At 65.0% G+C, this 23,004-nt stretch carries 19 protein-coding genes; 12 read left to right on the top strand and 7 right to left on the bottom strand.

The features are described 5' to 3' along the window. The first annotated feature begins 42 nt into the window (after positions 1-42). From rpsK to GWK63_RS11055, 8 genes are all read left to right on the top strand, one after another. A complete protein-coding gene (gene rpsK, locus GWK63_RS11090) occupies positions 43-435 on the top strand; it encodes a 30S ribosomal protein S11 (protein WP_003621069.1) in 393 nt (130 codons plus the stop codon). A gap of 122 nt (positions 436-557) precedes the next feature. Then, complete coding sequence (locus GWK63_RS11085) at positions 558-1,577, top strand: DNA-directed RNA polymerase subunit alpha (RefSeq protein WP_007399646.1); 1,020 nt, start codon at positions 558-560, stop codon at positions 1,575-1,577. 33 nt (positions 1,578-1,610) lie between these two features. Further along, positions 1,611-2,036, top strand: coding sequence for a 50S ribosomal protein L17 (gene rplQ, locus GWK63_RS11080; protein ID WP_034933165.1), 426 nt, complete (start codon positions 1,611-1,613; stop codon positions 2,034-2,036). A 167-nt stretch (positions 2,037-2,203) separates the two neighbouring features. Continuing rightward, positions 2,204-3,247 carry an ABC transporter substrate-binding protein gene (locus GWK63_RS11075; protein WP_112210082.1) on the top strand — a complete coding sequence of 348 codons (1,044 nt, stop codon included), beginning with the start codon at positions 2,204-2,206 and terminating at the stop codon, positions 3,245-3,247. Continuing rightward, complete coding sequence (locus GWK63_RS11070) at positions 3,244-4,008, top strand: ABC transporter permease (protein WP_112210080.1); 765 nt, start codon at positions 3,244-3,246, stop codon at positions 4,006-4,008. Before GWK63_RS11075 ends, GWK63_RS11070 begins: the two co-directional genes overlap by 4 nt. Before the next feature lie 13 nt (positions 4,009-4,021). After that, positions 4,022-4,834, top strand: coding sequence for an ABC transporter ATP-binding protein (locus GWK63_RS11065; RefSeq protein WP_039999620.1), 813 nt, complete (start codon positions 4,022-4,024; stop codon positions 4,832-4,834). Positions 4,835-4,942: 108 nt separating this feature from the next. Then, positions 4,943-5,200, top strand: coding sequence for a hypothetical protein (locus GWK63_RS11060; RefSeq protein ID WP_007399652.1), 258 nt, complete (start codon positions 4,943-4,945; stop codon positions 5,198-5,200). A 60-nt stretch (positions 5,201-5,260) separates the two neighbouring features. Further along, positions 5,261-5,437 carry a DUF1328 domain-containing protein gene (locus GWK63_RS11055; RefSeq protein ID WP_007399653.1) on the top strand — a complete coding sequence of 59 codons (177 nt, stop codon included), beginning with the start codon at positions 5,261-5,263 and terminating at the stop codon, positions 5,435-5,437. 60 nt (positions 5,438-5,497) lie between these two features. Here GWK63_RS11055 and GWK63_RS11050 read toward each other — a convergent pair whose 3' ends face one another. From GWK63_RS11050 to GWK63_RS11030, 5 genes are all read right to left on the bottom strand, one after another. Then, complete coding sequence (locus GWK63_RS11050) at positions 5,498-7,063, bottom strand: efflux transporter outer membrane subunit (protein WP_007399654.1); 1,566 nt, start codon at positions 7,061-7,063, stop codon at positions 5,498-5,500. Positions 7,064-7,068: 5 nt separating this feature from the next. Then, positions 7,069-10,365: an efflux RND transporter permease subunit gene (locus tag GWK63_RS11045; RefSeq protein ID WP_007399655.1), complete on the bottom strand. Its 3,297-nt coding sequence runs from the start codon at positions 10,363-10,365 to the stop codon at positions 7,069-7,071. Beyond that, positions 10,362-13,538: an efflux RND transporter permease subunit gene (locus GWK63_RS11040; protein ID WP_007399656.1), complete on the bottom strand. Its 3,177-nt coding sequence runs from the start codon at positions 13,536-13,538 to the stop codon at positions 10,362-10,364. Before GWK63_RS11040 ends, GWK63_RS11045 begins: the two co-directional genes overlap by 4 nt. 64 nt (positions 13,539-13,602) lie before the next feature. After that, entirely contained in the window at positions 13,603-14,841 is a 1,239-nt protein-coding gene (locus GWK63_RS11035; protein ID WP_039999622.1) for an efflux RND transporter periplasmic adaptor subunit, read from the bottom strand. 181 nt (positions 14,842-15,022) lie between these two features. Next, the gene (locus tag GWK63_RS11030; RefSeq protein ID WP_034933148.1) at positions 15,023-16,408 is read right to left on the bottom strand and encodes an MFS transporter; all 1,386 of its coding nucleotides are present in this window, start codon (positions 16,406-16,408) and stop codon (positions 15,023-15,025) included. A gap of 184 nt (positions 16,409-16,592) precedes the next feature. On the opposite strand from GWK63_RS11030, the gene GWK63_RS11025 reads away from it, so the two are divergent. The 4 genes from GWK63_RS11025 (at position 16,593) to GWK63_RS11010 (ending at position 20,147) form a co-directional block, all read left to right on the top strand. After that, positions 16,593-16,895 carry a CsbD family protein gene (locus tag GWK63_RS11025; protein ID WP_034933147.1) on the top strand — a complete coding sequence of 101 codons (303 nt, stop codon included), beginning with the start codon at positions 16,593-16,595 and terminating at the stop codon, positions 16,893-16,895. A gap of 157 nt (positions 16,896-17,052) precedes the next feature. After that, positions 17,053-17,706, top strand: a complete 654-nt coding sequence (locus GWK63_RS11020; protein WP_007399660.1) for a ribonuclease HII — start codon at positions 17,053-17,055, stop codon at positions 17,704-17,706. A 7-nt stretch (positions 17,707-17,713) separates the two neighbouring features. After that, positions 17,714-18,817 (top strand): site-specific DNA-methyltransferase, encoded by a 1,104-nt coding sequence (locus GWK63_RS11015; protein WP_034933143.1) that lies wholly within the window; start codon positions 17,714-17,716, stop codon positions 18,815-18,817. A 40-nt stretch (positions 18,818-18,857) separates the two neighbouring features. Beyond that, entirely contained in the window at positions 18,858-20,147 is a 1,290-nt protein-coding gene (locus tag GWK63_RS11010; RefSeq protein ID WP_007399662.1) for a DNA adenine methylase, read from the top strand. A gap of 10 nt (positions 20,148-20,157) precedes the next feature. On the opposite strand, the gene GWK63_RS11005 is transcribed toward GWK63_RS11010, so the two are convergent. Then, positions 20,158-20,754, bottom strand: coding sequence for an ankyrin repeat domain-containing protein (locus GWK63_RS11005; RefSeq protein WP_034933138.1), 597 nt, complete (start codon positions 20,752-20,754; stop codon positions 20,158-20,160). 113 nt (positions 20,755-20,867) lie between these two features. Then, positions 20,868-23,003 (bottom strand): VWA domain-containing protein, encoded by a 2,136-nt coding sequence (locus GWK63_RS11000; RefSeq protein ID WP_007399664.1) that lies wholly within the window; start codon positions 23,001-23,003, stop codon positions 20,868-20,870. Position 23,004: the final 1 nt, after the last annotated feature.

The raw sequence follows: 23,004 nt of genomic DNA, 5'->3' as shown, positions 1-23,004 counted from the left end.
ATGCGCTCCGTGCCCGTTTGAACTGACAGGATCGAGAAAACTATGGCGAAAGCTGCGGCTCCGCGTATTCGCAAGAAAGAGCGGAAAAACATCATTTCCGGTGTGGCGCATGTGCTGTCCACCTTCAACAACACCATGATCACCATTTCCGACGCCCAGGGCAACGCGATTGCCTGGTCTTCCGCTGGTGCCCAGGGTTTCAAGGGGTCGCGCAAATCCACCCCGTACGCAGCCCAGGTTGCCGCCGAGGATGCGGGCCGCAAGGCGCGCGAGCACGGCATGGAGACGCTGGAAATCGAGGTTTCCGGTCCCGGGTCGGGGCGTGAGAGCGCACTGCGTGCCCTGCAGGCTGTCGGTTTCTCGATCACGGCCATCCGCGACATGACGCCGGTGCCGCATAACGGCTGCCGCCCGCGCAAGCGCCGTCGCGTCTGATCGGCGCCCTGCGTTAGTCGTATTCCCCCGCATGCGGGGGAAGATTGTCATTCCGGTACCTCCCTGTGGGGTACCATCTGCCGCACCAACAGGCGGCAGATCAGTCTTGAAAGGCCATTACCTTGGTCCTCCAGAAAAACTGGCAATCCCTGATCAAGCCGGAAAAGCTGGAAGTCGAACCGGGGGCGGAACCTTCGCGCATTGCAACCGTCGTAGCCGAGCCGCTGGAACGCGGCTTCGGCATGACGCTGGGCAATGCGATCCGTCGGGTTCTGCTGTCGTCCCTGCAGGGGGCTGCGGTTACGGCAATCCAGATTGACGGCGTGCTGCATGAATTCTCGTCGGTGGCGGGTGTTCGTGAAGACGTGACCGACATCGTGCTCAACATCAAGCAGCTCGCACTGCGGATGCATGGCGAAGGCCCCAAGCGCATGGTGCTGACGGCCACGGGGCCTGGCGAAGTGCGTGCCGGACAGATCCAGACCGGGCATGACATTGAAGTCATGAACCCCGACCTGGTCATCTGCACACTTGATGAAGGGGTGAAGTTCGGCATGGAGTTCACCGTGAACATGGGCAAGGGGTATGTTCCCGCGGCGGCCAACCGCCCGGAAGACGCACCCATTGGCCTGATCCCGGTTGATGCCATCTACTCCCCCGTCCGTCGGGTGTCCTACAAGGTGGAGCAGACCCGCGTGGGTCAGGTCACCGACTATGACCGCCTGCTGCTGACGGTCGAGACGAACGGCGCCGTGACGCCTGAAGATGCCGTGGCGCTGGCCGCGCGTATCCTGCAGGACCAGCTCCAGCTGTTCATCAACTTTGATGAGCCGCGCACGGTGCGCACGGAAGAGCCGCAGGATGACCTGCCGTTCAACCGCAACCTGCTGCGCAAGGTTGACGAACTGGAACTGTCGGTGCGTAGCGCCAACTGCCTGAAGAACGACAACATCGTCTATATCGGTGATCTGGTGCAGAAGACCGAGCAGGAGATGCTGCGCACGCCGAATTTCGGCCGCAAGTCGCTCAACGAGATCAAGGAAGTCCTGACCGCCATGGGGCTTTCACTGGGTATGAACGTACCGGCCTGGCCGCCGGAAAATATCGAAGATCTGGCAAAGAGGCTCGACGAGCCGTTCTGATCCTCCGAACCGGATAAAACAGGAAATTACATCATGCGTCACGGTGTTGCCGGCCGTAAGCTCGGCGTTACCTCGTCCCATCGACTGGCCATGTTTCGCAACATGGCAGTCGCCCTGATCAAGCACGAACAGATCACCACCACACTGCCCAAGGCGAAGGAACTGCGCCCGGTGGTGGAAAAGCTGATCACCCTTGGCAAGCGGGGTGACCTGCACGCCCGCCGTCAGGCTTTCGCCCAGCTGCGTGACGACAAGATCGTGTCCAAGCTGTTCGCCACGGTGGCTGACCGCTACAAGACGCGCCAGGGTGGCTACACCCGCGTGCTGCGTGCGGGCATGCGCCATGGCGATGCGGCCGATATGGCCGTGATCGAACTGGTTGACCGCGATGTGTCGGCCAAGGGTCAGGACAGCGGTCCGCGCCCGGAAGCCAATCATGAAGAAAACCTGGCTGCCTGAGGCAGGCCGGTTGCTTCCGAAAAACCCGGCTCAGGCCGGGTTTTTTTGTGGTTTTTTGCAATCCAACATTATTTTATCGTTATATAGCCATCCAGACGGGCTTACATATATTTTCGATAGTGTATTAATCGGTTCATTCCTTCCGCGTAGCAGACAGGGCTTTAGCCATGACAGTATCCCTTTTCCGGCGTGTGATACGCCGTAGCGTTCATGTCCTGACGGCCGTGCTTGGCCTGTGCGCGGGTGCCCAGGCGGCTACGGTTCGTGTTGGCTACATTCCGGTTATCGGTTCCGCTCCGCTTTTTGTCATGCAAGGCAAGAACTGGACACGGGATGCCGGGATCGACATGCAGCTTGTCCGCTTCCAGTCCGGGCCACAGGCCATACAGGCCCTGATGTCGGGCAAGATCGATGCCTATGTGGCGGGTGTCCTGCCGCTGCTGCAGGCGCGTGCCCATGGCGTGGATGTAAAGGTGGTGGCCAGTGCGGCGACGGAGGAACTGGAGATCGTATCGCGCGGGGCACTGGCGGTGGACCTGCCCGAGCAGCCGGTCCCGCTGGCCCCCGATGCGCTCCGCCAGCGCTTTGCCGATTTTGCCGCCAGGGCGGGGCACAGGCCCAAGATCGCGGCCCAGCCCATGGGTTCGGTGCCCGATACGCTGCTGCGCTACTGGCTGAAGGCGCGCAACGGGCTGGAGCCGGATCAGGTGGCGGATATTGTCGGCATTGATATCGATGCCGCCCAGCAGGCGTTCCTGGCAGGTGCGGTGGATGCCGCCATCCTGCGTGAGCCCGCGCTGACCATCATCCGCCACCGCATGCCCGGCATGCGGGTCCTGGCATCCGGCCATGACCTCATGCCCGGCCAGCCCGGCTCGGTCCTTGCCATCCTTAATGAGGATGCGCCTGACCGCGCCGCATGGAAAAACGCGTTCGTAAGCGGCTTCGTCAGGGCAACGCACCTGCTGGCAACGGACCCGGAACAGGCCGAACCCTACGTGCAGCAGGCGCTGGGCGGTGGCATGCTGCCCAAGGATATCATTGTCGAGGCGCTGAAGGCTTCCGCTTCGGGGTTCGTGTCCGACCCCGCGCGGATTGTGGATGCGGTGGGCCAGCTACAGGATTTCGAACTCCAGACCGGCCTGCTGCGCAAGGCGGAGCCGGTGGGCGCGCTGTTTGATCTGGAAACCTACAGGCAGATTGCTCCATGATCAGGCCGCGTCCCGTCCTGCTGCGTCCAATTCTGGGGGCGGCTGGCCTTGTGGTCCTGTTTGGCGTGTGGGAAGCCTCCATCCGGCTGGGATGGGTGCCGTCCGGCCTGCTGCCTGCCCCCACCAGCCTTGGTCCGGCCTGGTTGGAGGAAGTACGCAGCGGCGCCTGGACCCAGGCCATACGCGACAGCCTGACCCATTACCTGACCGGGCTGCTGGCGGGTTCCGTGCTGGGTACGCTACTGGGACTGCTCTGTGGGGCGGTACCGCTGCTGGACGGCCTGCTGTCCGGCGTGGTGCGGGTGCTGCGACCCATTCCGGGGCTGGCATGGGTGCCCTTTGCCATCCTGTGGTTCGGGCTCAATACGGCGGGGGCCACGTTTGTCATCGCCATTTCCGTCTTCTGGATCAATTTTTACGCGGCGTACGGGGCGGTGCAGTCGATCGATCCCGATCTGTATGAAGTCGCGGCCTCGTTTGGCCATGGCGGATTCTGGGCGCGGCTGCGTACGGTGGTGATACCGGCCTCGGCCCCCGGCGTGCTGGCCGGGCTGCGGACGGGGCTGGGGCAGGCCTGGATGTCGGTCGTGGCGGCGGAACTGTTTGGCGTGCCGGGCATCGGTGCGCGGATGATGCAGGCTTCCAGCCTGCTGGCAACGGATCTGGTGGTGGTCTACATGCTGACCATGGCCCTGCTCTATGCGCTGACCGACACGCTGTTCATGCTGGTGCGCAAGAGGCTGCTGGGCTGGCAGGGGTAAAAGACAGGTGGGAATGAATAGCGTGGTGACACCCGCCAGCACGGCGGATGTGGTGGTCAGGCTGGAGGATATCGGCCTGTCCCACGACCATGGGCGCAGCTTTATCCTGCGGCATGTCGATCTGGAAATCCGGCGGGGGGAGTTCGTGGCCCTGCTTGGCCCCTCGGGGGTGGGCAAGTCCACGCTGCTGCGGGTCATCATGGGGCTCATGCCCCCCGGTGAGGGGCGGGTGGAGCTGAAATCCACGCCCGCCAGCGTGCACCGGCCCGCAGCCATGGTGTTTCAGGATGCCAAGCTCATGCCATGGCGCAACGTGCTGCGTAACGTGGAACTGGGGCTGGAAGGGCTGGGTCTGGACAGGAACCGGCGGCGTGAGCGCGCCATGGCGGCGCTGGAGCTTGTCGGACTTGCGGACAAGGCGGACCGCTGGCCCCGCCAGCTTTCGGGCGGGCAGCGCCAGCGCGTGGGGGTGGCTCGCGCGCTGACGGTCGAGCCGGACCTGCTGCTGATGGACGAACCCTTTGGCGCGCTGGATGCGATCACCCGCACCGCCCTGCAGGAGGAACTGCTGCGCATCCATGCCCGCACACATGGCACGGTCCTGTTCGTGACCCATGACCTGGATGAGGCGCTGGTGCTGGCGGACCGGATCATCATACTGGCCGGTCATCCGGCCGGCCTGCGCGGTGACTTTACGGTCGGCCCCCGCCCGCGAGACAGGACGGCCCCCGGCCTGCGCGCCATGGCGGAACGCATGAAGCGGCTGATCGCGGGTGAAGAGGACCCCGGCGCGGATGCGGCCTATTGGCAGGCATCGGAGATATGATAAGCCTGTGCCATCGGGCCTGCCGCCCGCGGGCATGACGGCAGGGCAAACGGGGCACAGGGCACGGCGTCCGGGCCTGCCCCACCGGCACGCAAGGGAATATGGAACATGACGGACATCCCCAATCTCGAAACCCATCTGGAAGAGGGCATCGGCCGCCTGCAGGATGGTCTGGACGGTTTTGCCGGTGAACCCGGTGCCCCGTTCTCCGCCCGGATGCAGGGGGCCGGCGGCATGGCGCAGCAGGGCATGGGCGAGATTCTGGATACCCTGCGTGACGTGACGGCGGATCGCCCGCTGCTGGCCCTGATCGGGGCATCGCTGCTGGGTTTTGTCGCAACGCTGTTCATGCGGCGGCGTGCGTAAGGCAACATATGGAATGCTGGCGCGTTAGTCAGGCATGACTGATTTACAGGAACAGATACCATGCTGAAACTGGCACTGTTTTTTCTGATTGTCTCACTGATTGCCGGTGTGTTCGGGTTCAGTGGTATTTCCGCGGCTTCTGCCGGGATGGCAAAGATACTGTTCTTCATCGCCATCACGATATTCGTCGTCGTATTGCTGATCGCGCTGTTTACGGCCCGGTCGCTATCGGGCTGATGGCCCCTCCCGCACACGGCAACCCCCTGTCGCCATCCGGCGCAGGGGGTTTTTTCATGCCTATCTGTTGGTGTCCTTCTGGATGAAGGAAGGCAGCAGCGGGTTATCCTTCTGCAGCGATTTCTTGGTTGGCAGGCGGGATGCATCCCATCCGCCCCCCAGTGCCTGCACCAGGCTTACGCTGTCCACCATGCGCTGCTGCTGGATGCCCAGCAGGGTCTCGGCCGATGACAGGGCCGAGTTCTCGTTGGTGATGACGGTTGTATAGATCTCGGTCCCGGCCTGGTACTGGTTGAGCGAGACCTCGACCGTGCGGTTGGCAAAATCCAGCGCCTTCTGCTGCTGTAGCGACTGCTGGGACAAAATGCGCAGGTTGGAAAGCTGGTCTTCCGTATTCTGCAGCGCGGTCAGCACGGTCTGGCGATAGGTGGCCACCGCGTTGTCATACTGGGCATTGGCCTCATGCACCGCAGCCGTGCGCGACCCGCCCGAGAACAGCGTTTCGGTGGCGGACGCACCAAGTGACCAGACCCGGTTGGCCACACTCATCAGCGATGTGACCGGGTCGCCACCGCTCTGCGCATAGCTGGCGCTGATGGTGACATCGGGATAGAACGCCGCTATGTCCGCGCCGATCTGGGCGTTGTACTGCTCCATCGTGCGTTCCGCTGCCGCAATATCGGGCCTGCGCTGCAGCAGGTCGGACGGTACCGTAACCGGAATGGGCGGCACGGTGCGTGACAGGGGGGCAGGTGCGATCGTGACATCGGCCGGTGGCCTGCCGATCAGCACGGCAATCGCATGTTCGTACTGTGCGCGGTTGATCCCGGCCTGGACAAGGGATGCCCGGTTCTGCTCCAGCGTGGTGCGGGCCTGCAGCACGGCGGTCGGGTCGGCCGTGCCGGCATCGAACTGGTTCTGGGTGATCTGCAGCGCCTGCTCATTGAAGCGCACGTAGCGTTGCAGCAGGTCCGTCAGGCTGTCCTGGTAGCGCAGGTTGAAATAGGCGGTGGCCAGCTGCGCCTGATAGGACAGCGTGGCATTGGCCAGGTCGGCCGCACTGGCCTGGGCCGCAGTCACCTGTTCCTGCACCTGCCGGCGGATCTTGCCCCACAGGTCCAGATCCCAGCTCGCGCTTGGACCCAGGTCATAGGTGTTGTAGGTCGACCCCTCCTTGGCATAGTTGCTGCCCGAGGAGGAGAGCGACCCCGCCCCATGGCCCGCGCGGTTGAAGCCAAGGCTGCCGCTGATGGTGGGGAAAAGCTGGGCACGCACGCTGTCGATCAGGGCACGGGCGTTGCGGTAGCTGGCCTCGTATTCCTTGATGTTCTGGTTGGAAATGGCGACCTGCGCCTCAAGCCCGTTCAGGATCGGGTCATTATAGATCGTCCACCAGTCATGCTTGGGCAGTTCGGCCATGTGCGGGTTTGCGTTTTCCCAGCCGGGTTCGGGGCGCAGTTCCTTGAAGCGCGCCGATACGATGGCGTCCGGGCGGTGATATTTCGGCCCTACCATGCATCCTGCCAGCGCCACGAGCGGCAGGGCCAGGCATGCAAGGCGCAGCGCATGCATGCTACGGGTCGGGCGGGTGCCGGCATGGCTGGGGGATGGCGGAAGGAATGGCATCCGGTTCAGGAATCCTGCTGGTGGGAAAGACGATGGCGTCGGGACAGCCGCCCATACAGCCGGTTGAAATATGTGCGGCAGGCTACCCCCATATGGTCAAGATAAAGGTAGACGACCGGCGTGGTATAAAGTGTCAGCGCCTGGCTGACGAGCAGCCCGCCCACAATGGCAATACCCAGCGGGCGGCGCAGTTCGGAGCCATAGCCATGGCCGAAGATCAGCGGTAGCGCGCCCAGGGCCGCGGCGAATGTGGTCATCATGATCGGGCGGAAGCGCAGAAGGCAGGCCATGCGGATGGCGTCAAGCGCGGTATGGCCTTCATCACGTTCGGCGGTGATGGCAAAGTCCACCAGCATGATGGCGTTCTTCTTGACAATACCGATCAGCAGGATCACCCCGATCATGGCGATCAGCGAAAAGGCTTCCCCGAAGAACTGGAGCGCCAGCAGCGCCCCCACCCCGGCCGAGGGCAGGGTGGAGAGGATGGTCAGCGGATGGACATAGCTTTCGTACAGGATGCCCAGTGTCATGTACACCGCCGCCAGCGCCGCCAGGATAAGCAGCGGTTCGTTATTGACCGATTTCTGGAACTGCGCGGCATTGCCCGCGAAATTGCCCTGGATGTTGGCGGGCATGTGCAGCTTGACCGTTTCCTCGTTGATGATCTGCACCGCCTGGCTGAGCGGCACGCCATTGGTCAGGTTGAACGAGATGGTGGAGGAGACGGACTGCCCATCATGGTTGATGCTCAGGGCCGTCTTGGTCGGTTTGAGGACCGAGACCAGGGTCAGTGGCACCATGCTTTCCGAACTGGTGGACACGGCGGACCCGGTGGAGGCGCTGTTGCCCCCCGCCAGCGTGTTGGCCACCTGGTTGCGGAATGACTGCGCGCTGAGTTGGGATTCGGTGGTGCCGGTATCGGCGCTGACGCGGATGGTGTTGGACTGGGTGCCGCCCCCCGCCGTGCCGCCCGCCACACTGACCCAGACCTGCTTGAGCGTGGTCGGGTCCTGCCAGAAGCGGGGCTGCACCTCCATCACCACATGGTACTGATTCAGCGGATTGTAGATGACCGAGGCCGAGCGCTGGCCATAGGCATCGTACAGCGTATTGGAAATGAGCTGCGGGGTGATGTTCAGGCGGCTGGCAGTATCACGATCCACCTGCACATCCAGCGCCGAGCCGCCCTGCAGCACATCCGATGAAACATCGGACAGTTCGGGATGCTTCTGCAGTGCCGAGACGAGCAGCGGCGTCCACTGGTACAGGTCCTTTGAGGAATCGGACTGCAGCGAATACTGGTAGGCCGCATTGCTCTGCCGCCCGCCAATGCGCAGCTGCCCCGGGGCGGAGGCATAGAACGTCGCCCCCACCATGCTGCGCAGCCGCCGCCCGATGCGGGCGATGGTCTGCGCGGGCGTGTCGTCACGCAGGGACTTGTCCCTGAGTGTTACAAACAGGTTTGCCTGGTTGGCGCTGCCGCGCCCGCCCATAAAGCCCATGACATGGGCCACGTCCCTGTCGGCGGTGATGGCCTTCTGCACGGTCATGATCTTGCCCTGCATGGCCTGGAACGAGATGGACTGGTCCCCCATCAGCCGGCCCATCAGCATGCCGGTATCGGATTCGGGGAACAGGCTCTTGGGCATCTTGATGAACAGCCCGACCATGATGGCAATGGTCAGCGGCAGTGACAGAATGGTCAGGCGGCGGTGGGTGATCGCCCATTCCAGCGAGCGGGCATAGCCCTGCTGCGCCGCGTTCAGACCGTGTTCCAGCCCGTGGCCGATACGCCCGAACACCCCGCGTGAGGGCAATGCCTCATGCACGCGCAGCAGGCGGGCGGTCATCATGGGAGTAAGCGAGAGCGACAGTACCATGGAAATGACGATCGTGATCGACATCGTCATGGCGAATTCGTGGAACAGCCGCCCCGCCACCCCGCTCAGCAGCAGGATGGGCAGGAACACCGCAATCAGCGACACGGTGATGGACATGACCGTGAACGCCACCTCCCGCGTGCCCAGCAGGGTGGCCTGCACGCGGTCCATCCCGGCTTCCATGTGGCGGCTGATGTTCTCCACCACCACGATCGCGTCATCCACCACGAAGCCGGTGGAAATGGTCAGCGCCATGAGGGAAAGGTTGTCGATGGAATACCCCATGACCTTCATCGCCCCGAAGGTGGTGATGATGGAGGCGGGCACCACAATGGCGGGGATGATGGTGATGCGCGGCGAGCGCAGGAACAGGAGCACGACCAGCACCACCAGGCCAACCGACAGCACAAGTGTGAACTGCGTATCCGCCAGCGCCGCGCGGATGGTTGTGGAGCGGTCCATGAAGGCGCCCAGGTCCACATCCGTCGGCAGGGCCGCGCGCAGGAGCGGCAGCTTGGCGCGGATCTGGTCGTTGGTGTTGATGATGTTGGCCCCCGCCTGGGCAAAGATGATGGCCAGCACCGCGGGCCTGCCATCCACGTAGCCCGCGTTGCGCAGGTCCTCCACGCTGTCACGCACGGAGGCCACGTCCTCCAGCCTGACCGGGCGGCTGTCATGATAGGCCACGATCAGGTCACGATAGGCCTGCGCGTTATGCACCTGGTCATTGGTGTCCAGCGTGAAGCGGTGGTCACCCTGATCAATGAAGCCCTTGGGCGTATGGGCGTTGGCCGAGGCGAGGGCCGCGCGGATATCCTCGAAGCCGATGCCGAATTTGTATAGCGCCAGCGGGTTCATCTCCACCCGCACGGCTGGCAGCGAACTGCCGCCGATCTCGACTTCCCCCACACCCTGTATCTGCGAGAGATGCTGCTGCAGCACGTTGGAAGCCAGGTCATACAGTTGCGAGGCGGTACGGGTGCGCGATGTCAGCGCCAGGATCATGACCGGCGCGCCGTTGGGATTGGCCTTGAAATAGCTTGGATTCTGCCGAAGGGAGGAAGGCAGGTCGGCATGGGCCGCCTGCAGGGCCGCCTCCACATCGCGCGCGGCGCCATTGATGTCGCGGTCCAGCGAGAACTGCAGCGTGATGCGCGCCTGGTTGGCCGATGACTGTGATGTCATTTCCGTCAGCCCGGCGATCGCCCCCAGGTGCCGTTCCAGCGGGGCGGCCACCGAGCTTGCGATTTCCTCGGGCGAGCCGCCCGACTGGCGGGCCTGCACCTGTATGACCGGAAAGTCCACATTGGGCATGTCCGCCACCGGCAGCGTCATGTAGCCCAGCACGCCGCCCAGTACCAGTGCCACGGTCAGCAATATGGTGGCGACCGGCCTGCGGACGAAGATGGACAGCGGGTTCATGCAGAAGCCTGCGGCCCGGGCAGCCCGTCCTTGCCCCCGTTATCCGTGCTGCCAAAACGGCGGGTCAGTTTCTGGCTGATGCCATCCATCAGCAGGTAGATGACGGGGGTGGTGAACAGCGTCAGCAGCTGGCTGACCGCAAGCCCGCCCACAATGGCGATGCCCAGCGGGCGGCGCAGTTCCGACCCGGTGCCGGTGCCCAGCATCATCGGCACGGCCCCCAGCATGGCCGCCAGCGTGGTCATGAGAATGGGGCGGAAGCGCAGCAGGGCTGCATGGCGGATGGAATGCAGCGGGGTCATGCCCTCCACCCGTTCGGCTTCAAGGGCGAAGTCGATCATCATGATGGCGTTTTTCTTCACGATGCCGATCAGCAGCACCAGTCCGATGATGCCCATCACATCCAGCCCCGAACCCGTCACCCACAGCGCCAGCAGCGCCCCGATCCCGGCCGAGGGCAGGGTGGAGAGGATGGTGACGGGATGGATGAAGCTCTCGTACAGGATGCCCAGCACGATATAGACGGCAATCAGCGCGGCCAGCACCAGCCAGGCCTCGTTGGCCAGTGAACTGCGGAACGCCGCCGCCGTGCCCTGGAAGGAGGTCTGGAAGCTCGACGGCAGGTGGATGTCCCTTGCCGCGCGCTCGATCGCGTCCGTCGCATCACCCAGCGCATAGCCGGGCCGGACATTGAACGAGACCGTGGTGGCCGGGAACTGGCCCACATGGGTGATCAGCAGCGGCGCGGTATCCTGTGTCACGGTGGTGACGGAGGCCAGCGGCACCAGCCCCGACGTGGGCGAGCGCGTCGGGCCGGAGGTACTCTCGCCCGCGTTGCCGCTGATGCCGGGCAGGTAGATCTGGTTGAGCGAGGCCATGTCCTGCTGGAAGCCGGGGGTGGCCTCCAGGATCACGCGGTACTGGTTGGACTGGGTGAAGATGGTCGAGATCTGGCGCTGGCCAAAACTGTCATACAGCACGTTGTCGATGGTCTGCGGCGTGATCGAGAAGCGGGCGCCGGTGGTGCGGTCCAGGTCCACATGCGCCACAAGCCCCGCCGCCTGCAGGTCCGATGTCACATCGGTCAGGGCCTTTTCCTGCTGCAGGCGTGCAATGAATCTGGGCACCCAGGTCGTGAACTGGTTGTAGTCGGGGTTTTCCAGCAGGAACTGGTACTGGGTGGCCGCGACCGATGTATCAAGCGAGAGATCCTGCACCGGCTGCAGGTACAGGTCGGCACCGGCAATGTCCGCCGTTTCCGCGCGCAGGCGGGTGGCCACTTCCTGTGCCGTGGACGAGCGCCTGTCCGCCGGTTTGAGGTTGATCAGGAACCGCCCCTGGTTGAGCGTGACATTCTGCCCGTCCACACCCACGAAGGAGGACAGGCTGGCCACGTCCGTATCGTGCAGGATGCGGTCGGCCAGTTCCTGCTGGTGGCGCTTCATGGCGGAAAACGACGTGGACTGCGCCATGACCGAAATGCCCTGGATCACGCCCGTATCCTGCACGGGGAAGAATCCCTTGGGAATGATCACCGCCAGCACGCCTGTCAGCGCCAGGGTGGCGCCAAACACGCCCAGCGTCAGCCTGCGGTGACGCAGCACCACGTCCAGCGCGCGGCCGTAGCCCTCGATGGTTGCAACCGTCCAGCGCTCGACCGTGGCCGACCAGGCGGGTTCGGCATGCTTCGTGTCGCGTTCATGCAGCAGGCGCGCGCACATCATGGGCACCAGCGTCAGCGAGACCACGGCGGACAGGATGATGGTCACCGCCAGCGTCATGGCGAATTCATGGAACAGGCGGCCCACCACATCACCCATGAACAGCAGCGGGATCAGCACCGCGATCAGCGATACGGTCAGCGAGATGATGGTGAACCCGATCTCGCCCGCACCTTTCAGCGCCGCTTCCATGCGGGTGTCGCCCATCTCGATGTAGCGGGCGATGTTCTCGATCATCACGATCGCATCGTCCACCACGAAGCCTGTGGCGATGGTCAGCGACATGAGCGAGAGATTGTCGAGCGAGAAGCCGAACAGGTACATCACCGCCAGCGTGCCCACCAGCGACAACGGCACCGACAGGCTGGGGATAAGCGTTGCGGGCACATTGCGCAGGAACACGAAGATCACGCCCACCACCAGCACCAGCGCCAGGCCCAGTTCGAACTCCACATCCTCGACCGAGGCGCGGATGGTCGTGGTCCGGTCGGTCAGCGGTGTTATGGTAATGCCCGGCGGCAGCGACTGCTGCAGGCGCGGCAGGGCGTATTTGATGTTGTCCACCACCGCGATCACGTTCGCACCCGGCTGGCGCTGCACGTTCATGACCAGGGCGGGGGTGCGGTTGGCCCAGGCGGCCAGTTCGGTATTCTCGGGGCCGATCACCACGCTGGCCACGTCCCGGATGCGCACGGGGCCGTTGTTCTGGTAGGCAATGACCTGGTTGAGCAGCTGGTCCACGCCCGAAATCTGGCCATCGATGCGCAGCGTGGTTGCACGCTGCGGCCCGTCGAACGTACCGGTGGGGGAATTGACGTTCACGTTGCCAATGGTCGTGCGCAGCGTATCAAGGTCGATGCCGAACGAGGTCAGCTTGGGAATGTTGACCCGCACCCGCAGCGCCTTGCGGTTCCCGCCCGAAAGCGTGACCAGCCCCACGCCCGAGATCTGGCTGATCTTCTCGGCCAGCCGGGTATCGACGTAATCTTCCACTTCCGTCAGCGGCATGGTCTTCGACGAGATGCCCAGCGTCATGACCGGCGTGTCGGCGGGGTTGACCTTGGCATAGACCGGGGGTGCTGGCAGGTCGGTGGGCAGCAGGGAATTGGCCTGGTTGATCGCGGCCTGCACTTCCTGCTCGGCAATGTCCATGGTCATGGTCAGGCCGAAGCGCAGCGTGATGACCGACGCCCCGCCCGACGAGCGGGATGTCATCTGCTCCAGCCCCGACATCTCGCCCAGCTGTGTCTCCAGCGGGGCGGTGACGGAGGTGGCCATCACGTCGGGGCTGGCACCGGGGTAGAAGGTCTGCACCGTGATGGTGGGATATTCCACTTCCGGCAGGGCGGATACGGGCAGGAAATGGTAGCCCAGCAGCCCCGCCAGCAGGATGGCAAGCATCAGCAGCGTGGTTGCGACCGGACGGTGTATGAACAGGCGGGACGGGTTCACGCGGCAATCTCCGGCGGCGTCGTGGGCTTGTATTCAGGCAGGGGGGCAGAAGGCGTGCACGCGCCTAGCCCGCCTGCCCGGTCTTGCCATGGTCTGTGGCGGCATGGCCGGGGGCCTCGGCTGCCGGTATGCTCACCTTCACGCCATCGCGCAGGTGGTCCACGCCATCGGTCACCACGCGCTCGCCTTCCTTCACGCCATCGGTCAGCACCGTCATGGTGTTGTTGGCGTGGCCGGTCTTCACGTTGCGTACCTCCACCGTGTCATCGGCCTTGACCACGTACACGAACTGGCCGTTCGGCCCGGTCTGCAGCGCGTTGGTGGGCACCAGCAGCGCATCATGGTCGGTGCTGACCAGCATGCGGGCGTTGACGAACTGGTTGGGGAACAGCTCCTCCTGTGAATTGGCGAAGATGGCGCGCATGCGCACCGTGCCGGTGGAGGTGTCGATCTGGCTGTCCAGCACGCTGGCCTGCCCGGTTGCGATCCTGTTCAGGTTGGCGCTGTCCCAGGCTTCCACCGCCAGTGGCGTGCCCTGGCGCAGGCGGTCGGCCACGGGGCCGATGTCATTTTCCGGCAGGGTGAAGATGACCGAGATGGGCTGCATCTGCGTCAGGATCACCAGCCCGTTGGTCTGGCCCGCGGTGATGTAGTTGCCCATGTCCACCGCGCGGATGCCCACGCGCCCGTCCACCGGGGCCAGGATGTGGCAGTAGGTGATCTGCAGTTTCTCGTTGTCCACCAGCGCCTGGTCGGCCTTGACCGTGCCTTCAAGCTGCTCGACCTTGTACTGCTGGTCCTTGGCCGTCATGGCGGCGACACTGTTCTGCTGGATCAGGCGCTGGTAGCGCGCGTTGTCCACCTGTGCGGCCCTGAGCTGGGCCACGTCCTGCTCCAGCTGCCCTTCGTACTGGGCCAGCAGCACGTCATAGGGGCGGGTGTCGATCAGGGCCAGCAGGTCGCCCTTGTGCACATGCTGCCCCTCGGTGAACAGCACCTGCGTCAGGTAGCCATCAATGCGGGACTGCACGGTCACATTGGTGATGGGCACGACCGTGCCCAGCTCCGTCAGGATGACGGGCATGTCGCCCCGCCCGATGGTGGCCACCGCCACGGGCTGGTTACCGTTCGCGCCATGCTTGTGTGATGTCATGCCGCCGTGGTGGGGCCGCAGGAACGCCACCGCCAGGATAAGCGCCAGCCCCCCGCCAACCAGGTAGGGCACGCGCCGCCCGCGGGGGGCGCGGGCCGGGCCGGTCGTTGTATGGTCCTGTGATCGGGGCGGGGAGGGGGGAGTATCCATGCGGTCGTTTTTCTGCCTGCTGTTGGGTAAGGGCCCCGTTGCGCCAAGGGGCGGACCGGTATGAAAAATCAGGGTGGATGGCCTGCCTTCCCACCCTATTGATACGGACGGGGAACAGACCAGTCAGGGAATGTAACACTGTCTTGGCATGGGGGAAGGGGAAAACCGAACAAATGTTTCGTTACGGTCTGTTTCCGTTTCCCGTGCCGTCATGTCCGCTTACGCTTGCCCCCGCATCGGGCGCCAGGCGCAGCAGGAGCGGCAGCGCCCCCGCCGCCACCAGCGCGCATGCGACAAAGGCCACGCCGTAGTCCTGCCCCCGCCATGACGGGGGCAGCAGCCCCTGCGCCATGGCCAGTACGCCCGCCGCCAGGCAGATGCCCAGCGTCAGCATGGTCTGCTGGCAGGTGGCGTACAGGCTGGTCGCCGCACTCATGCGCGCGGGTGGCATGTCGGCATAGGCGATGGTGTTGTAGCCGGTGAACAGCAGCGTCTGCCCCAGGCCATTGAACGCGAGCACAGGCAGCAGCCAGCCCGGCGCCATGCCGGGGCGCAGCAGGGCCAGCACGACGCACATGCCCGGCAGCACCAGGCTGCCCGCGCACATCACGCGCCGGAAGCCCAGCCCCCGGTAGACATGCGAGACCACAAGGCGCATGGCCAGCGCCCCGATGGGGGCGACGAAGGTGACCAGCCCGCTCTGCGCGGGGCTGGCGCCAAAGCGGACCTGCAGTAGCGAGGGTAGCAGGAAGATGGTGCCCGCCGTGGCGATGCGCGTAAGCCCGCCCGCGAAAACCGATACGCGGAAGGTGGCGATGCGCAGCAGCGCCAGATCCAGTACCGGGTGCGCCACCGCGCGTGCGTGGCGGGCATAGGCCATGGCCGCCAGGGGGGCCAGCAGCAGCAGCCCCATGGCCAGCCAGCGGGCCGGGCCGCCATGCCCCAGCAGTTCCATGCCGAATATCAGCCCCCCCAGTGCCGTGGCGGACAGGATGTTGCCCTTCAGGTCGAAGGGCGGGGGGCGGGTGGTCCTGATCTGTGGGATGAACCGGCCGGTCAGCACGATGGCCACCAGCCCGAGCGGGATGTTGACGTAGAAGATCCACCGCCATGACAGCCACGAGGTCAGCACGCCCCCCAGTACCGGCCCCGCCATGGGGCCGATGGTGGCGGGCAGCATGACCCATGCCATGACGGACAGCAGTTCCGCCTTGGCCACGCTGCGCAGGACCACCAGCCGCCCCACCGGCACCATCATCGCACCGCCCGCCCCCTGCACCAGGCGGGCCAGCGCCAGCACCGGCAGGCTGTGCGCACGGGCACAGATGAGCGAGCCGGCCAGGAACAGTCCGATCGCCCAGCGCAGCGTAAGCCGGCTGCCAAAGCGTTCGGCCATGTGGCCCGATGCCGGAATCAGCGCCGCAAGCCCCAGCATGTACACCGTAAGCGTGATGGATGTGGCGGGAATGCCCACATGGAAATCCTGCGCGATGGTGGGCAGGGCCGTGGTCAGCGCCGTGCCATCAAGCTGTTCCATCAGCATGAGACTGGCCACGATCAGGGCCATCAGCCTCTTGCGCCGGGTTGAAAGGGGCGCCATGCCCGCAGGGGGACCGGGCAACGCGGATGGGGCGGTCGTCAAGGTGGGCATGATCAGGCATGGTATAGCGGGTACGGAACCCTGCATGCCATCATGGCGTTAGGGAACCACGCTACACAACAGCGATACCAGCATGAACGGAGCAGCAATCATGGCGGACGACAAGGAAAAGGTTCTGGCTGAAAAGGCGGAAGGCGTTGTGGATCAGGGTATTGGCCGGATCAAGGACGCGGCTGGTGGCCTGACGGGGAATATGGGCATGCAGGCCGAAGGCAAGGTGGACCAGCTGGCGGGCATGGCGCGCCAGGAATTTGCCGACCTGTACGAGGAAGGCGAGGGCAAGGTCGAGCGCGCGGTGACCTTCGTGCGGGAGCGCCCGCTGTTTTCCCTGGCCATCGCGGGCGTGCTGGGCACGATCCTGGGGCTTGTTTTCATCCCCCGTCGCAAGGGCTGAGACGGTCTCGAGTCGTTTTTTTTCATTTTAAGGGACTCGATGAGTCTACAGCATCTTGCGCAACCCTGCATAAAAATGGTTTCCATCCTTCCAGAACGGAAATCTGATGCGAATCGGGCCATGACGGTCCGATTCGCATCCGGTCAGGAAGGAATGGATGCCCGATTACACGCTTGAGCATGCGCATGGGGGACGGGTCGCCGGTGTTGATGAAGTCGGTCGCGGCCCGCTGGCCGGCCCGGTCGTCGCGGCGGCGGTCATGTTCCCCGGCAGTGTGCCCGGCGTGCTGGCCGACAGGCTTGATGATTCAAAAAAACTGAAGCCCGCCCTCAGGGCACGGCTTTACGACGTGCTGCTGGCCAGCCCCGATGTCCTGATCGGGGTAGGGGCGGCTTCCGTGGCCGAAATCGAGCGGTACAACATCCTGCGGGCCTCATGGCTTGCCATGCAGCGTGCGGTGGGGCGCCTGCCCCGTTCCCCTGAATTCATCCTGGTTGATGGCAACGCCGCGCCCGATTTCGGGTGTCCGGCGCAGTGTGTCGTGGGCGGGGACGGCATCAGCCTGTCCATCGCGGCGGCATCGGTCGTGGCCAAGGTCATCCGTGACCGGCTCATGGCCCGCCTTGCCCGGCGCTGGCCCGCTTACGGGTGGGAGCGCAATGCCGGCTATGGCACCGCCATCCACCGTGCGGGCCTGCTTGCACAGGGTGCCAGCCCGCATCACCGCGCGGCTTTCGGCACCGTACGCCGCATCCTGCAGGCATCCGTTTCCCCTTCTTCACCCCCAAGCGCGGAGCAGCCATCATGCTGAAGAATTCATGAGCGGTGCGGTTATGATGGAATTGCCCCTGGACCAGGTGCTGCGGGGGGACTGTGTCGAGATGATGAAGACCCTGCCGGCCGCGTCGATCGACTGCGTGTTCGCCGACCCGCCCTACAACCTGCAGTTGAAGGGGGAGCTGCGCCGCCCTGATGACAGTATTGTCGATGGCGTGGATGACGACTGGGACAAATTCACCGACCTGCAGGCCTATGACGCCTTTACCCGCGCCTGGCTGACCGAGGCCCGGCGCGTGCTGCGCAAGGATGGCACCATATGGGTGATCGGTTCGTACCATAACATCTTCCGTATCGGGGCCATCCTGCAGGACCTGGGGTTCTGGATCCTGAATGACGTGATCTGGCGCAAGTCCAATCCCATGCCCAATTTCCGTGGCCGCCGCTTTACCAATGCGCATGAAACGCTGATCTGGGCCGCGCGCGGGGCGGACAGCCGCTACCGCTTCAATTATCAGGCCATGAAGGCGCTCAATGATGATGTGCAGATGCGCTCCGACTGGTACCTGCCGCTGTGCACGGGCGGCGAACGGCTGCGTAACGAGCATGGCCTGAAGCTGCACCCCACACAGAAGCCCGAAAGCCTGCTGCACCGCGTGCTGGTGGCCTCGACCAATGTGGATGACGTGGTGCTGGACCCCTTTACCGGCACCGGCACCACCACTGCCATGGCGCGCAGGCTGCGCCGCCGCTTCATCGGCATCGAGCGCCATCCTGATTATGCGGAGGCCGCGATCGGGCGCGCACGGCGGGAAAAACCCCTGCCGCTGGACAGCGTGCAGACCACGCCCGCCCGCCGTGAAAGCCCGCGCGTGCCCTTTGGCCTGCTGGTGGAACGCGGCATGGTGCCGGCTGGCACCGTGCTCATGGACCGGCAGAAGCGCGTGCGCGCCACCGTCTCGCCCGATGGCACGCTGGTCAGCGGCCGGCATCGCGGTTCCATTCACAAGATGGGCGCGCAGCTGACCAACGCCCCGTCGTGCAATGGCTGGACATTCTGGTATTTCGAGCGTGAGGGTGAACTGGTACAGCTTGACGTGCTGCGGGGTGATATCCGCGCGGAACAGGCGGCCGTCGCTTCCTGAACCGGGCAATGGGGGGCAGGGCAGTCGGGACAATGGGGGCATGAACCGCCGCCCGGACCATGGCGGGCCGCATGGCGTGAGCGCGACGGAGGCCATGGAATGGCATGCCGGCCGCCATTCCGCCGTACTGACGGATGATTACCTGTTCAGCCAGCTCATTCCCTATATCGGCAACAAGCGCAAGCTGCTGGGCCTGATTGCCCAGGCCATTGCCGCCACGGGGGAAGACCCCGCCACCACGGATTTCGTGGACCTGTTCGCGGGGACCGGCGTCGTCTCGCGTCTGGCCAAGTCGCTGGGCTTTCGCGTGCTGAGCAATGACTGGGAACCGTATAGCGAGGTGCTCAACCACTGCCATGTGGTCATGCAGGCGGCTCCCTGGTTCCATGGCGGCCGCAGTTACGCGCAGGTCATAGCCGAACTCAATGCCCTGCCACCGCTGGAAGGGTGGGTTACCCGTCACCTCTGCCCCGATGATGACGTGCATTATGACATCACGCGCGACCGGATGTTCTACATGCGCCGCAACGGCATGCGTATTGACGCCATCCGCGAACGGATCGCGCAGTGGGAGCATGATGGCCTGTTATCGGCAGGGCAGAAGGCCTGCCTGCTTGCGCCGCTGTTATACAGCGCCAGTTACAACAGCAATACCAGCGGGCTGTTCAAGGGGTTCCACCGGGGCTGGGGCGGGCGGACGGGCACCGCCCTTTACCGCATCGCGGCCACGTTATGCCTGCGTCCGGCCTGTTTCATCGACAACGGGCGGGACAACCATGTCCTGCGCATGGATGCACAGGATCTGGCGGCGGCCCTTGCCGGGCAGGTGGGGGGGAATGCCATCGCCTATGTCGATCCGCCCTATAACCAGCATCCCTATGGCGCGAATTACCATGTGCTCAACACCATAGCCCTGTGGGACCAGCCCCGGCTTGCCCCCAAGATCACCGGACGGGACAAGGCGGCCATAAGGCAGGACTGGCGCAGCGCGCGGCGCAGTGCCTACAATCATCGTGGCCAGGCGCTGGCGGCCTACCGGCGGCTGCTCTCCGTGCTCGATACGCGCTGGGTCGCCACCAGCTACAGCACGGACGGCTTCATTCCCCTGCCTGACATGGTGCGCGCCAATTGCGAACGCGGGCAGGTGCAGGTCTTCACGCGCGGTTACAAGCGCTATCGCGTCAGCCGCCAGCGCTACTCCGCCCGGCCCATGACGGTGGAGTTCATCCTGCTGACCCATACCCGTATGCCGGGCACGCGCAGCCCCGATGAAATCGTGGATGAAATCAGGACCATCGAGGCCAGCCTGAACGCCGGGACCGGGACGTGACGGATCTGGCCTAGCTGCCGCCGAAGCCCAGGAAGCCGATGGAAGGCTCGGCATGGCCACCGGATGCATCATAACGCCTGTCGGTGCCGGGCCTGGTGGTGGCGTGGCGCGGCATGACCAGCGGCGGGGTATCATCCTCGTTTTCCGCCAGGCTGGTGGAGGAGAAATGCGGGTCGGAATCCGAGAAGGTGCGCATCGACAGCAGCAGGAAGGTGATGTCATTGCGGTTCAGGTCGATGGCCATGTCCAGCGGCGTCTGGCCCAGCACGTTATGGCCGGTCATGTCGGCACCCCGGTTCAGGGCTTCCTTCGCCGCCCCCAGGCTGCCACGGTTTATGGCATCGAACAGCGCATCGGTCGGGTTCATGTCCGCGCTGGCGTGGCCGTGCTCCTCCTCGCGCGATTCAGCGCCCGGCAGGGCGGCGGGGGGGGCGGCGGCCTTGGCGGCGCGGCGGGCCTCGGCCTTTTTCGCGGCATCGGCGGCCTCGGCCTCGGCTTCCGCGTCATCGGCATCCTGCGCATGCGCCACCTGAAGGGGCATGCACAGCACGGGAATGCCTGCGAACAGGCTGGCGACAAGAAGATATATACCGGATCTGGAAATCATGTCCTGTCCCGAGAGTGAACGTTCAACCTGTGGCGCCAAGGGCCGCATGGTACCAGCCAGAGTTGGTGATTAGCGCAAAATTGCGGCGGATGCGATGGTTAATCATCTTTCCGTCAGGAACGGCTTTCCCGCCACCATGCCAGCAGCAGCATCAGCCCCACGAACAGGCCCATGGCCCAGGCTGGCAGGATGGCGTGGGTCTGCTGGCCCGCCACGGCATGGGCATTGCGCGGGGGAAAGGCAAACCGGCCGGCGGCGGACGCATTGCGCCCCGGCGCCAGCACCATTTCGGGCAGGGAAGGGGCATCCGGGTCGGAACCCAGCCAGTGCACGCCGCCGCCCGTTGCCGCCACCATGGGGGAAAGTACCGAGGCCGTGGCCCGCAGGTCCGAAAACTCAAGCGGGTCCTGCGCGCGGGGGGCGGCAAAGGCCTCGTGTCCCGCATCGTCGCGTACGGTCCATATGCCATCAAGCCGGGCGGGAATGCGCGCACGCGCCAGGCCGGTATTGCCTGCCGCCTCCAGTGTCACCTGCTGCTCCGTGCCATCGGGCGCGGTCACATGCACCACCGGGGCCGGGCCGGGCGTGACGGAGCGGCGGGTAATGGTCATCTGTCCCGCCGTGATCCCGGCTTCCAGCTGGTTTTCCTCCAGTTCCGGCTCCTTCATCAGCCAGTGCGAGATACGCCGCAGCAGTTCCGACTGCGGGCCGCCGCCACCTTCGCCATGGGACCACAGCCAGGCCTGGTCCGACAGCAGGAAGGCCACGCGCCCCTTGCCCGCATGGTCCAGCACCAGCAGGGGCTGCCGGTCCGGCCCGGTCATCAGCACCTCGCCCCCCGCGCTGTCGGTGCGCAGGCTGCGGTACCATGGGCCCCAGTCGGGCCGGGCACCCGCATGCTCGGGCGCGCCCGGCAGGCCGGAGGTCACGGGATGGCGCATGCCCGTCTCGGTCAGGTCCGGGCGGAAGCGGCGGATGGCCATGCCATGATCGGTCGTGACATGCGCCGGCAGGATTTCCGACAGCGGCGTGTCCTGCAGGGAGCCGGGCGTCAGGAATTCCGGCCCGCCAATCAGCAGCAGCCCGCCGCCTGCGCGGATGTGGTTGACGATATTGCGCAGATAGGCCTCGGGCAGGATGCCACGGTTTTCAAACCCGTCCAGAATGATCAGGTCGAACTGGTCGATCTTCTGCTGGAACAGTTCGTTGACCGGGAAGGCGATCAGGGCCAGGTCGGATAGCGGCGTGCCATCATCACGGTCGGGCGGGCGCAGGATGGTGAAATGCACCAGATCGACCGACGGGTCGGCCTTGAGCAGCCGGCGCCATACCCGCTCGCCCTGGTTGGGCGTGCCGGACACCAGCAGTACGCGCAGCCGGTCGCGCACGCCATTGATGCGGATGACATCGTGGTTGTTGCGGGTCGAGACCTCACCGGGCAGTTCCGGGGCGGACAGGCCCACCAGCATCTCCCCCGGACGGGTCACGGGCAGGGTGATGTCCTGCGGCTGGCCGATCCGGACGGGGCGCGAGAAGGTCGTGCCGTCACCCTGTGTCAGGGTCAGTTCGGTGGTGGCGCCGGGTGCCGTGGTCGCCCCCTGGTCATCAATCTCCACCTGAATGGTCACGTCCTTGCCCACAATGGCGAAGGGCGGGGCCTGCAGCACGCGCAGGTGGCGGTCGGTTTCCTCCCCCTTTCCGGTCAGCAGCACATGCAGCGGCAGCAGCGTGCGCTGGCCGTGGCCGTTATCGGGGTTGAGCACGTCCGGCACCGCGGCGGGTACGTCATGGTCCTCGCCATCGGTAATCAGCACGGCACCGGCCAGGCGGGAGGGCGGGATGTCGGCCGCCGCCTGCTGGAGCGCGCCGAACAGCCTCGTGCCCCCGTGCCGGGCCTCACGCAGCGTGACGATGCGCGGCACCAGTCCGGGTACCCGGTCCATGGCCGCCTGCACGCGCTCGGCGGCACTGCGCGCCATCTCACCCCGGTTGCGTTCGGACATCGAGGCCGACTGGTCCACCACGATCAGCGCGGTCTCGGGCAGGGGGTGCCATGTCTCGGTCACGCGCTGGGGGCTGTACAGCCACGCGACAATGCCAAGCCCGGCCAGCAGCCGCCACAGGCTGCCACGCACCCGGCGCGCAAGTCCCGCCACCGCCAGCAGGGTAATTGCGCCCACCAGCACGTACAGGCACCACAGGGGCACAAGGGGGCTGAATGCCATCATGTGGCGTGACAGGTCGGGCATG

It is taken from the genome of Komagataeibacter rhaeticus (assembly GCF_011611525.1).
In the GTDB taxonomy this organism is placed as follows: Bacteria; Pseudomonadota; Alphaproteobacteria; order Acetobacterales; family Acetobacteraceae; genus Komagataeibacter; species Komagataeibacter rhaeticus.
Note: the sequence above shows the minus strand (reverse complement) of the source record. Positions and strands in the feature narration are given on the sequence as shown.